This window comes from Ferriphaselus sp. R-1 (genome assembly GCF_000746095.1).
In the GTDB taxonomy this organism is placed as follows: domain Bacteria; phylum Pseudomonadota; class Gammaproteobacteria; order Burkholderiales; family Gallionellaceae; genus Ferriphaselus.
Genome location: NZ_JQKP01000001.1, coordinates 273,969 through 285,908, shown reverse-complemented (window position 1 = coordinate 285,908; position 11,940 = coordinate 273,969). Strand labels below are relative to the sequence as shown.

Below are 11,940 nucleotides of genomic sequence, written 5' to 3'. Positions count from 1 at the left end.
TTCTGAAAATACGCGAATTATTAAGTCCTCAGCACTGTTATCGCAATAACCTGAACGGCGGTCAGATAAATAGCCATACCAACCCACACAGGGGCGGTGCATTCTAACCTTGGGTCGGTTGAGGTTCTGAAATCCTTCAGGTGATGCCGGATTAGATAGGTTAACGCAACAATACTGGTGCAAAGATAGGCAAGCATGATTCCGAGTATGGCCGTAGATTTCAAATGAAGAAATACGTTCCGATTCATCAACATCTCGCCAAGTATGTTTGCCCCTGCGAGTAACAAGAAGCCAAACGGTAGCGTCTTCATGCTAGTTACTTGGATCCTGAACCAGCTTCCCTTGTATTTTGCCGCAGATATCAACCAAGCAGTCAGCATCACAATGCCAATAGAGTAGGAAAACTCATCTAATGGTACAGGCCGAGTGGACATCGCCTGCAGGGCTTTGATAAAAGAGTGCTCGTTATACAAAGAAACAGAAAATTCTTTAATTCTCCCTGCACTCAATAAGAAAAGTAAAACACTTCCTAACCATGCTGCTACAGAGATAAATATCCTAAAATATCCCGTCCCCTGCTTTTGTAGATTTGACATTACGGCACCACCTTTAATTAGGGTAATTAGGGGACGTACCACGGTATTCTGAGCGAAGTCTTCCATATCCCACCCTAACCGCTCATCACCCCAACCCAGGCAATAAATCAGCAGTTCACACCCCTAGCTTGACCCGCAGCGCAAAGATATTCTCATGCAAACTGCTCATGCCGCGCGCCTGAAAACGCGGGTTTTGCGCCAACACGTCCAGCCGTGCCAGCCGTTCGATGTCGGCGTAGGGGCGGTACAGGGCTTCGACTTCTGCCACGGTGACGGCGAACGGTGGGCCGGTCATTTCTTCTTGTGGATAGTCCACCGTGACCAGCAAGATCTGTGCGCCCGCAGGCAGGAGGCTGACCAGGTGGCGGACGTAGCGGGCGCGTAACTCGGGCGGCAGGGCGATCAGCGCGGCGCGGTCGTACACCGCCGTCACATGCTGCAGATCAGCCGCCGTCAGGTCGAAGAAATCGCCGCACAGCAGGCGGATGCCGTTCGCCTCGCAGCGTTTGAAACGCTCATCTGCCGAGTGTTGCGGGGTGTGCCCGTGCTCGGCAAAGAAGCCCTGCACCGCCAGCGGGCTCAGTTCCACGCCCAGCACTTCGTGCCCTTGCTCGCGCAGCCAGACCATGTCCAGACTCTTGCCGCACAGCGGCACGAACACCGTGCCACCCGTCACGGCCAGAGCGGGCCAGTGGCGGATCAGATACGGATTGACTTCGCCCTGATGGAAGCCGATCTCGCCGCGCTGCCAGCGCTCGTGCCAGAAATCGGGATTCATGCCGCGCCTTTCAGCATGTCCAGCGCCACCGCCTCGGCCACTTCGATGCCGTCGATGGCGGCGGACATGATGCCGCCCGCGTAGCCTGCGCCCTCGCCCGCCGGGTACAAGCCGCGCGTGTTCAGACTCTGGTAGTCGTCGCCGCGCTTGATGCGGATGGGCGACGAGGTGCGCGTCTCCACGCCGGTGAGCACGGCATCGGCCATGTCGAAGCCGCGCAGTTTCTTGGCGAAGGCGGGCAAGGCCTCGCGGATGGCGGCGATGCAGTAATCCGGCAAGGCGGTGGCAAGGTCGGTGGGGGTCACGCCCGGCTGGTAGGACGGCACCACCGAGCCCAGCTTGGTCGAAGCGCGTCCGGCCAGGAAGTCGCCGACGCGCTGCCCCGGCGCGAAATAGTTGCCGCCGCCCAGCTCGAAGGCGCGACTCTCCCACTGGCGCTGGAAGGCGATGCCCGCCAGCGGGCCGCCGGGATAATCTTCCGGCGAGATGCCGACCACGATGCCGCTGTTGGCGTTGCGCTCGCTGCGCGAATACTGGCTCATGCCGTTGGTCACCACGCGGCCCGGCTCCGAAGTGGCCGCCACCACCTGTCCGCCGGGACACATGCAGAAGCTGTACACCGAGCGACCGTTGCTGGCGTGGTGCACCAGTTTGTAATCCGCCGCACCCAGTTCGGGATGGCCGGCGAACGGGCCGAAGCGGCATTGGTCGATCAGCGCCTGCGGGTGCTCGATGCGGAAGCCGATGGAGAACGGCTTGGCTTCGACGTACACGCCGCGCTGGTGGACCATCTCGAAGGTGTCGCGTGCGCTGTGGCCGATGGCCAGCACCACGTGGCGCGAGGCCAAGGTCTCGCCGCTGGCCAGCGTCACGCCCTGCACCTGGCCGCCGTCGATGACGATGTCGGTGACCTGGCTCTGGAAGCGGAACTCGCCGCCCAGCGATTCGATCTCGGCGCGCATCTTCTCCACCATACTGACCAGACGGAAGGTGCCGATGTGCGGCTTGCTGACGTAGAGGATCTCTTCCGGCGCGCCGGATTTCACGAACTCGTCCAGCACCTTGCGCCCGTGCTGCTTGGGGTCTTTGATCTGGGTGTGCAGCTTGCCGTCCGAGAACGTGCCCGCGCCGCCCTCGCCGAACTGCACGTTGGATTCCGGGTTCAGCTTGCTCTGCCGCCACAAGCCCCAAGTGTCCTTGGTGCGCTCGCGCACCGCCTTGCCGCGCTCCAGGATGATGGGGCGGAAACCCATCTGCGCCAGCAACAGCCCGGCCAGCAGACCGCACGGCCCGGTGCCGATGACGATGGGGCGCTCGCTCAAGCCTTGCGGGGCGTGGGCGACGAACTGGTAGCGCGTCTCCGGCGCGGGGGCGATATGCGGCACGCCCTTCAGCCGCTTGAGCAGCGCGGCTTCGTCCTTCGCCTCGACATCCAGCGTGTAGATGAAATGGATGTCGGTCTTCTTGCGCGCGTCATAGCCGCGCCGCGCCACCGTGTATCCCAGCAACTCGCCCGCTGCGATCTTCAGCCGGGCGCGTATCGCCGCTGGCAGCGCGGCTTCGTCATGGTCGAGCGGAAGTTTGATTTCGGTGAGACGCAGCATGTCGAAAAAAGGCGGGTGGATTCAGGGCAGCATTCTACCGCAGGCGCGACCGCGCATCCCGGCTGCGGTGCCGTGCCCAATGGAAAAAGCAACGGCGGGTCGCCCCGCCGTCACGTGTACATCACTTCAGTTCAGCCTAGTTCACCTTGGCTTTGGCCTTGCTCTTGACCTTGGCCGGAGCAACCTCGGCCTTGGGCGGCTCGACCGCCTTCACTTCGGGCGGCGGCATGCAACTGCTGTTGTTGATCGAACCATCGGGCATCACGGTATGGCAGAACGTCGCTCCGCTGGTCGCGGCACCGGTCAGATTCGCCCCGGTCAGGTCGGCCTCGGTCAGGTCGGTACCCAACAGCGCCGCGCCCGTCAGATTGGCCCGTTCCAGACGCGCGCCGCGCAACACGCTGCGGCTTAGGTTGGCATCGGTCAGATTGGTCTGCGACAGGTTGGCGCGATCTAGGTTGGCCTTGGCCAGATTGGCTTCGGTCAGGTTGGCCTTGGCCAGGTTGGCGCGGAACAGGTTGGCCGAAGCCAGGTTGGCCATGTAGAGCTGGGCTGCGCCCAACTCTGCCGATGCCAGATTGGCCTCGGCCAGCGCGGCATTGGCGCAAACCGTCTGCGCCTTGATCTCGCAGCCATTGATGACGTTGCCCAGCGGCTTGACCGTCAATGCGGAAGGCAACTCGATCACCTTGGGTTTCTCCACCGGACAGCCCGAGTTGTTGAGGATGCCGTCGCTCATGGTGGTACGGCACAGCGTGGCGCGGAAGAACTTCGCGCCAATCACGCGGGCACCCGCCAGATTCGCGTCGGTCAGGTTAGTGTCGGAGAAATCCACCGCCTCGGCGCGTGCGCCGCTCAGGTTGGCACCGCTCAGATTGGCTCCCGCCAGGTTCGCGTAATCCAGTGTGGCGCGGGTCAGGTCGGCACCGGACAGGTTCGTCCCGACCAGCTTCGCCTTGTAGAAGTTCACCCCGGCGAGTTTGGCTTTCGACAGGTCGGCCTTGGAGAAGTCGCCTTTGTTCAGGTCCGTTCCGGTGTAGTCCGCACCCGCCAGATTCTTGCCAACCATCTCGGCACCGAAACACTGCGAACGGACGCGCGGGGTGCAATCCCCCCACGCCCACACGTTTGCGCCGCTCAGCAACGCGGCAACAGCCACACCCGACACCAGAATTCTTTTCACTTCGATCTCCTGTTTGAAAAAGGGCGGCACGCCGTAACGTGCCGCCCGTTCAGATAGCCCTCAGACCAAAAAGTTCACAGCTGCGGATGCGAGGTCTCCGGCTTGCTGTGCAACTTGTTGAGCGCATTCAGGTAAGCCTGAGCTGAGGCCACTACGATGTCGCAATCCGCGCCCTGCCCGTTCACCACCCGGCCATTCTTGGACAGGCGCACGGTCACTTCGCCCTGGGCATCGGTGCCGGTGGTGATGGCGTTGACCGAGTACAGCAACAGCTCGGTGCCGCTGTCCGCCACCTGCTCGATGGCCTTGAACGTGGCATCCACCGGGCCGGAACCGGACGATTCGGCGCGCTGCTCCTTACCGTCCACCGTCAGGGTCAGGGTCGCCAACGGCTGCTCGCCGGTCTCGGAGTGCACCTTGCTGTACACCAGTTTGAAGCGCTCGACCGCATCCACCGCATCACCGGACATCAGCGCGTACAAGTCCTCGTCGAAGATCTCGCGCTTCTTGTCGGCCAAGGTCTTGAAGCGGGTGAACGCGGCGTTGAGCGCCTCATCGCTGCCGACCTCGATGCCCAAGTCCTGCAATTTGGACTTGAACGCGTTGCGCCCGGACAGCTTGCCCAAAGTCAACCGGTTGGCGTTCCAGCCCACATCTTCAGCCCGCATGATTTCGTAGGTCTCGCGGTGCTTGAGCACGCCGTCCTGATGGATGCCGGATTCGTGCGCAAAGGCGTTCGCCCCGACGATGGCCTTGTTCGGCTGTACCGGGTAGCCGGTAATCTGCGACACCAGCTTGGACGCGGGCACGATCTGCGTCGCATCGATGCGCGTATCGCACTGGAACACGTCCTGACGGGTGCGCACCGCCATCACGATCTCTTCCAAAGCCGCGTTACCCGCACGTTCGCCCAAGCCGTTGATCGTACATTCGACCTGACGTGCGCCGCCCATCACCGCCGCCAAGGAGTTGGCCACGGCCATGCCGAGGTCGTTATGGCAGTGGGTGGACCAGATCACCTTGTCCGAATTGGGCACGCGGGCGATCAAGTTGCTGATGCGCTGCCCCAACAAGGCCGGGATGCTGTAGCCGACGGTGTCCGGCACGTTCAAGGTGGTCGCGCCCGCCTTGATCACGGCATCGAACACGCGACAGAGGAAATCCTCGTCCGAGCGGATGGCATCCTCGGCGGAGAACTCCACATCGTCGGTGTACTGGCGCGCCAACTTCACCGCCGCCACGGCGTTCTCGATCACCTGCTCCGGCGTCATGCGCAACTTCTTCTCCATGTGGATGGGGGAAGTGGCGATGAAGGTATGGATGCGGCCACGCGCAGCAGGCTTGATCGCCTCACCGGCGCGACGGATGTCGCGTTCGATGGCGCGCGCCAGCGAGCACACGGTGGATTCGCGCACGGCTTCCGCCACCGCGCGCACCGCCTCGAAATCGCCGTCGGAAGCGGCAGCGAAACCCGCTTCGATCACGTCCACGCGCAAGCGCTCCAGTTGCCGACCGATGCGCACCTTCTCGTCGCGGGTCATCGATGCACCGGGGCTTTGCTCGCCGTCGCGCATGGTGGTATCAAAAATAATCAATTGATTGGTCATGGTAAAACTCCATTGCAAATTGTTGCGAAACACAGCGGCCTGTTGAGCGCTGCGCTAGTCATTCTGTCGATGTGGGGGAAGAATTTAGCGCGCGACGCGCAGCTTCAGCGCTGCCAGCAGGCTGAAGGTGGAGTGGGACTCGGTGATGTGCTTGGAGAAATGCATGGGCGCGAATATAGCGGCTTTGGCCTGGCCACGCAACTTGAAATCGCCGGGGAGGCGCGCTTTCCGCTTCGGCCCCGCGCGATAACCGGTAAAATGCGCCCGCATCGTTCCTCTCCGCCAGCCCATGAGCCTCGCCCGACACACACGGCCAACCTCGTCCCCGCAGTCCCGGGCGACCGCGCTCGTCTGCTGACATGGAACACACTCTCCTGCTGCTGGCCATCGCCACCATCGTCATCGTGCTGGTCTTCGAGTACACCAACGGCTTTCACGATGCCGCCAACATCATCGCTACGGTGATCGCCTCGCGCGCCATGACACCCATCCAGGCCGTCATGCTGGTGGCATTCTTCGAGTTCCTCGGCCCCTTGCTGGGCGGGACGGCGGTCGCCAACACCATAGGCAAATTCATCACCCTCGACGATCTCGACCGCGTGCTCGCGCTGAGCATCGTGCTGTGCGGCCTGCTCGGCGCGATCGCCTGGAACCTGCTGACCTGGCGACTCGGCATCCCGTCCTCGTCCTCCCACGCGCTGGTCGGCGGGCTGGCGGGTGTCGTGGTCGTGGCGGCGGGTTCCGGCCATGTGGTGTGGGGCTTCGACGACCTGCTCCACGGCCATCTGAACGGTGTCGCCAAAGTCATCGTCGCCCTGATACTGTCACCGCTCATCGGTTTCTGGGTCGGCTTCGCCCTGCACAAGCTCATGCTGATCCTGTTGCGCGGCGCGCATCCCTCAATCAATCGCGATCTGCGCCACCTGCAATTCCTCACCTCGGCGGGACTGGCTTTCTCGCACGGTGCCAACGACGCGCAAAAGAGCATGGGCATCCTCACGCTGGTGTTGCTGCTGGGCGGGTTCATCCCCAGCTTCGAGGTCCCCTTCTGGGTGATGCTGGCCTGCTCGACCACCATCACGCTGGGCATTCTTTCCGGCGGCTGGCAGATCGTGCGCACGCTGGGATTCGCTATCTACAAGATCCGCCCCCTACACGCACTCGACTCGCAGCTGACCGCTGCCGGGGTGATCTTCAGCTCCTCGCTGTTCGGCGCGCCGGTCTCCACCACCCACGTGGTTGCCTCCTCCATCATGGGCATAGGCGCTTCCGAGCGCCCGAAGGCGGTGCGCTGGGGCAAGGCCTTCGAGATCGTCACCACCTGGCTGATCACCATACCGGGGGCGGCGGCCATGTCGATTTGCTGCTATCTTCTCGTCCACGCATTCCTCTGAGCGACCGCCATGTCTGAGTCCGAAGCCAAAAAAACCATGCTGGCCATGATCCTGGATCGGGTCTTCCCCAAGATTCCCGACTTCTTCCAGATGCTGACCGAACAGAACATCAAGGTCGCCTACACCGTCGATCTGCTGGTCGAATACATGGAGCGCGGCGACCCGGTGGTGGCGGACGCGCTCAAGCAGAACGTGCACGAGGCCGACCTGATCAAGGTGCGCAACCTGCACGAACTCAACGATGCCTTTTCCACCCCGATAGACCGTGAAGACATCTACCGCGCCATCATGGCACTGGACGAGATCGTGCTGTATTGCAAGACCACGGTGCATGAGATGGACGTGCTGGGCGTTGCCCCGGACGAGTTCATGCTCAACATCTCGCATTGCATCAAGGCGGGGGTCGATGCGCTCGCCAACGGTTTCGCCAAGCTCGCCAGCACGCCCGCCACGGCGGCACTGGATGCCGATGCCGCCCGCAAATCCGGACGACGCGCCGAGAAACTCTACCGCAAGGCCCTGCCCATCCTGTTCGAGGGCGACGATTACATCAACATGTTCAAACGCCGCGAGATCTATCGCCACCTGACCAACGCCGCAGAACACATGGCGCTCTGCGCCAACCGCCTGCACGACATCGTAGTCAAGATCAGTTAGCCACCATGAGTACACCGGAAGCAAGCAAGCACACCCCGATGATGCAGCAATACCTGCGCATCAAGGCCGAGCATCCCGACATGCTGTTGTTCTACCGCATGGGCGACTTTTACGAGCTGTTCATGGGCGATGCCGAGCGGGCGGCCAAGTTGCTGGACATCACGCTGACCCAGCGCGGTGCGTCCGGCGGCAACGCCATCAAGATGGCGGGTGTGCCTTATCACGCCGCCGAGCAATACCTGGCGCGGCTGGTGAAGATGGGCGAATCGGTCGCCATCTGCGAACAGATCGGCGACCCGGCCACCAGCAAAGGCCCGGTCGAACGCAAGGTGGTGCGCATCGTCACCCCCGGCACTGTCACCGATTCCGCCCTGCTGGAAGAGAAGCGCGACAACCTGCTGCTCGCGCTGCACCAGCGCAGCGGCAAGCTGGGGCTGGCCTGGCTGAACCTTGCCTCTGGCCAGTTCTACGTCAGCGAGACCGCCACCGATAATCTGAGCGCCGAGCTGGAGCGGCTGCAACCGTCCGAGATCTTGCATGCCGAGAACGCCGTCCTGCCTGCCGGGATGGTCGCCGCGCACAAGTCGCTGCCCGACTGGCACTTTGAACTGGAGACGGCACGCCGCGCCCTGTGCCAGCAATTCGCCACCCGCGACCTCGCCGGTTTCGGCTGCGACGATTTCACACTGGGACTGGAAGCCGCCGGGGCGCTGCTGGGTTACGCCAAGCTGACTCAGGGCCAGACCATCGCCCATGTGCGCAGCGTGCAGGTCTATCACGCCGACCAATACGTCCGCCTCGACGCCGCCACCCGCCGCAACCTGGAGCTCACCCAGACCCTGCGCGGCGAACCCGCGCCCACCCTGCTCTCCCTGCTCGACACCTGCGCCACCAACATGGGCAGCCGCCTGCTCGCCCATTGGCTGCACCATCCGCTGCGCGACCGCGCAGTGCTGCGGGCACGGCTGGATGCGGTGGAACATCTGTCACTCCCCTCTCCCGCTTGCGGGAGAGGGGCAGGGGGAGAGGGATATCGTGCCGTCCACGACCAGCTCAAACCCTGCGTAGACGTCGAGCGCATCACCGCCCGCATCGCCCTGAAGAGCGCAAGACCGCGCGACCTTTCCGGCCTGCGCGACACCTTGAAGCAACTGCCGCAACTGCAAACCGCTTTGGGTAGGGTGGACAGCTCCGCTGCCCACGCGGAGCCGAATACCGAGAACCGCGTGGGCACAGAAACGTGCCCACCCTACGCATCACGACTGCAAGTTCTCGCCCATGACCTGCAAACCGACACCGCACTGGTCGAACTGCTACAAAAAGCCTTGAAGGACGAACCCTCCTCCGTCCTGCGCGAAGGCGGGGTGATCGCCGATGGTTTCGATGCCGAGTTGGACGAGCTGCGCGGTATCCAGTCGAACTGCGGCGATTTTCTGCTGGCGCTGGAGACGCGCGAGCGCGCCCGCACCGGCATCGAGAAGCTGAAGGTGGAATACAACCGCGTGCACGGGTTTTACATCGAGGTCAGCGTCGCCAACGCCGACAAGGTACCGGACGATTACCGTCGCCGCCAGACGCTGAAGAATGTCGAGCGCTACATTACGCCGGAACTGAAGGCTTTCGAGGACAAGGCGCTCTCCGCCAACGACCGCGCCTTGGCGCGCGAAAAATGGCTGTACGAGCAACTGCTGGAGCAACTCGCGCCACACATCCCGACCTTGCAGCGCGTGGCCGCCGCGCTGGCCGAACTGGATGTGCTCGCCACCTTCGCCGAACGCGCCGCCACGCTGGATTTCTGCGCCCCGCAGTTCGTCGATGAGCCGGTATTGCAAATCACGGCGGGCCGCCATCCGGTGGTGGAAGCGCAGGTCGAGCAGTTCATCGCCAACGACTGCCAGTTGGGCGAGGCCCGCAAGCTGCTGCTGATCACCGGCCCCAACATGGGCGGTAAATCCACCTACATGCGCCAGACCGCGCTGATCGCCCTGCTCGCCCACGTCGGTAGCTTCGTCCCGGCGCAGCAGGCCGTGCTGGGCGAGATCGACCAGATCTTCACCCGCATCGGCGCGTCAGACGACCTGGCCAGCGGCCGCTCCACCTTCATGGTCGAGATGACCGAAGCCGCCAACATCCTGCACAACGCCACCGAGCGCAGCCTGGTGCTGGTGGACGAAATCGGGCGCGGCACCAGCACCTTCGACGGCCTGGCGCTGGCCTATGCCATCGCGCGCCACCTGCTGGAAGCCAACCGCAGCTACACCCTGTTCGCCACCCACTACTTCGAGCTGACGCGGCTGGCGGAAGAATTCGCCCAACTCGCCAACGTCCACCTCGCCGCCGTCGAACACCAGCACAGCATCGTCTTCCTGCACGCCGTGAACGAAGGCGCCGCCAGCCAAAGCTACGGCCTGCAAGTCGCCGCGCTGGCCGGTGTGCCGCACAGCGTCATCCGCAGCGCCAAACGTCAACTCATCCGCCTCGAACAACAAAGCGCCGCCCAAAATCCCCAAGGCGACCTCTTCGCCGCCGCCCCACCGGAACCCGAAGAGCCGGAAGAACACCCACTCGTCGCTGCCCTGCGCGAGCTGGACCCGGATGAACTCAGCCCGAAAGCGGCGCTGGAACGAATTTATCAGTTGAAGAAGTTGCTGTAGCGTGTAGATCAAGTAGGGTGGGCAAAAGCGCAGCGTTGCCCACGCGAACAGCATCACGGGAGGCAAAGCCAACATGTCTCACTACCGCCGGGCCAACCTATCAGGCGGAACCTATTTCTTCACCGTCGTCACCTACCGGCGGCAACCCATCCTGTGCGACGAGGCCGTTCGGCACGCGCTCCGAGCCGCACTAGCCACGGTGCGGCGCAGCCTGCCATTTACGGTGGACGCTTGGGTGTTGCTGCCCGATCATCTGCATTGCATCTGGACCTTGCCCGAGGGAAACAACGACTTCTCCGGGCGCTGGGCGCGCATCAAAAGCTCAGTGAGCCGCTCACTGGGAAAGACATATCATCACGCGGACTGGCTGAGCGCATCGAAACGCAAACACCGCGAAGCGACCCTCTGGCAGCGCCGCTTTTGGGAACACCTCATACGCGACGAGCAAGACCTGCAACGGCATATGGCTTACCTGCACTACAACCCGGTAAAACACGGTCTGGTCTCACATGTAAGCGATTGGCCCTATTCGACCTTCCATCGCTGGGCGGCAGAGGGGATTTATCCGATAGATTGGGCGGGTGACGTAAACGAGTTGGACGTTGGCGAGTAGAATGGACGAACCGCGTGGGCAACGCTGCGCTTTTGCCCACCCTACTAGACTAAACTGTCCCTGAGGTGTTCAGAGGTATTCCAAGGAAATTTGATGATTGAAAGTTCGTTACCTGCATTCCAGAGTGTGTCGGCTGCCATCCGCGATGCAGTCGCTCCCGTGTTCTTGTTGACGGGTGTTGGCTCAATTCTCTCGGTGCTGGTGAATAGACTTGGCCGAGCAATCGACCGCGCTCGTGTGCTGCATGCGATGAACGAAGACCAGCGTGCCAAACATGAAGTCGAGTTCGATATCATCGTGCGGCGTACCGCCTGGATACGCAGGTCTATCGGGCTCATCACGCTGGCCGCGTTGAGCGTGTGTACGTCCATCGCCTCGCTTTTCGTCGAGGTAGAGATGAGCCTGAACATGCCCGACTTCGTAGCCGGTACGTTTTTCGCCGCCATGTTGTTCCTCATTCTCGGCTTACTCTGCTTCTTGAGGGAGATCTCTTTGGCCTCTCGGGAGTTGAGCTTTTTGAACAAGTTGGAATAGCCTCGGTTCGGTCCCTAAGATGACTCACAAAGCAAGGACTCAGGAGGGCTTTGGCAAACTTTGATGATTACTTGCTTGCGTGGGCAACGCTACGCTTTTGCCCAGCCTACGACCACTCCACCATCTCATACGGCTCCATCGTGACCGCTTCCACCCGCTCGCCGAGCATGACCACTTGCCCTTCGCGGCAGGTATTGCCGGTTTCGGTAAATTCGAAGCGGTAGGTGCGGCGCAGGGTACGGCGGCCGTGACGGTCGCGGGCCAGAACGAGGCGGGAAATAATCGGGAATAATCGGGGACGCACCACGGTTTCCCTCGAC

The 11,940-nt window shown here is 62.3% G+C and carries 12 protein-coding genes; 5 read left to right on the top strand and 7 right to left on the bottom strand.

The features are described 5' to 3' along the window. Positions 1-20: 20 nt before the first annotated feature. From DM08_RS01575 to DM08_RS01545, 6 genes are all read right to left on the bottom strand, one after another. The gene (locus DM08_RS01575; protein WP_035382838.1) at positions 21-662 is read right to left on the bottom strand and encodes a hypothetical protein; all 642 of its coding nucleotides are present in this window, start codon (positions 660-662) and stop codon (positions 21-23) included. Positions 663-711: 49 nt separating this feature from the next. Then, positions 712-1,374, bottom strand: a complete 663-nt coding sequence (locus DM08_RS01570) for a thiopurine S-methyltransferase (protein ID WP_035382837.1) — start codon at positions 1,372-1,374, stop codon at positions 712-714. Beyond that, positions 1,371-2,978, bottom strand: a complete 1,608-nt coding sequence (locus DM08_RS01565) for an NAD(P)/FAD-dependent oxidoreductase (RefSeq protein ID WP_035382836.1) — start codon at positions 2,976-2,978, stop codon at positions 1,371-1,373. Before DM08_RS01565 ends, DM08_RS01570 begins: the two co-directional genes overlap by 4 nt. A 136-nt stretch (positions 2,979-3,114) precedes the next feature. After that, positions 3,115-4,161: a pentapeptide repeat-containing protein gene (locus tag DM08_RS12130; protein ID WP_152555749.1), complete on the bottom strand. Its 1,047-nt coding sequence runs from the start codon at positions 4,159-4,161 to the stop codon at positions 3,115-3,117. Between the two features lie 74 nt (positions 4,162-4,235). After that, the gene (locus DM08_RS01550; RefSeq protein WP_035382835.1) at positions 4,236-5,768 is read right to left on the bottom strand and encodes a 2-isopropylmalate synthase; all 1,533 of its coding nucleotides are present in this window, start codon (positions 5,766-5,768) and stop codon (positions 4,236-4,238) included. 84 nt (positions 5,769-5,852) lie between these two features. Next, the gene (locus tag DM08_RS01545) at positions 5,853-6,038 is read right to left on the bottom strand and encodes a hypothetical protein (protein WP_035382834.1); all 186 of its coding nucleotides are present in this window, start codon (positions 6,036-6,038) and stop codon (positions 5,853-5,855) included. 89 nt (positions 6,039-6,127) lie between these two features. On the opposite strand from DM08_RS01545, the gene DM08_RS01540 reads away from it, so the two are divergent. The 5 genes from DM08_RS01540 to DM08_RS01520 all read left to right on the top strand — a co-directional run bounded on the left by DM08_RS01540 (position 6,128) and on the right by DM08_RS01520 (position 11,620). Next, a complete protein-coding gene (locus DM08_RS01540; RefSeq protein WP_035382833.1) occupies positions 6,128-7,162 on the top strand; it encodes an inorganic phosphate transporter in 1,035 nt (344 codons plus the stop codon). A 9-nt stretch (positions 7,163-7,171) separates the two neighbouring features. Further along, a complete protein-coding gene (locus tag DM08_RS01535; RefSeq protein ID WP_035382832.1) occupies positions 7,172-7,819 on the top strand; it encodes a DUF47 domain-containing protein in 648 nt (215 codons plus the stop codon). Between the two features lie 5 nt (positions 7,820-7,824). Then, positions 7,825-10,473, top strand: a complete 2,649-nt coding sequence (mutS, locus tag DM08_RS01530; protein ID WP_035382831.1) for a DNA mismatch repair protein MutS — start codon at positions 7,825-7,827, stop codon at positions 10,471-10,473. A 73-nt stretch (positions 10,474-10,546) separates the two neighbouring features. Then, on the top strand, positions 10,547-11,086 hold the full coding sequence (locus DM08_RS01525) for an REP-associated tyrosine transposase (RefSeq protein WP_035382830.1): 540 nt from the start codon (positions 10,547-10,549) through the stop codon (positions 11,084-11,086). A gap of 93 nt (positions 11,087-11,179) precedes the next feature. Then, a complete protein-coding gene (locus DM08_RS01520) occupies positions 11,180-11,620 on the top strand; it encodes a DUF2721 domain-containing protein (protein WP_035382829.1) in 441 nt (146 codons plus the stop codon). 106 nt (positions 11,621-11,726) lie between these two features. On the opposite strand, the gene DM08_RS13110 is transcribed toward DM08_RS01520, so the two are convergent. After that, positions 11,727-11,924, bottom strand: coding sequence for a DUF3301 domain-containing protein (locus DM08_RS13110; RefSeq protein WP_035382828.1), 198 nt, complete (start codon positions 11,922-11,924; stop codon positions 11,727-11,729). Positions 11,925-11,940 lie beyond the last annotated feature (16 nt).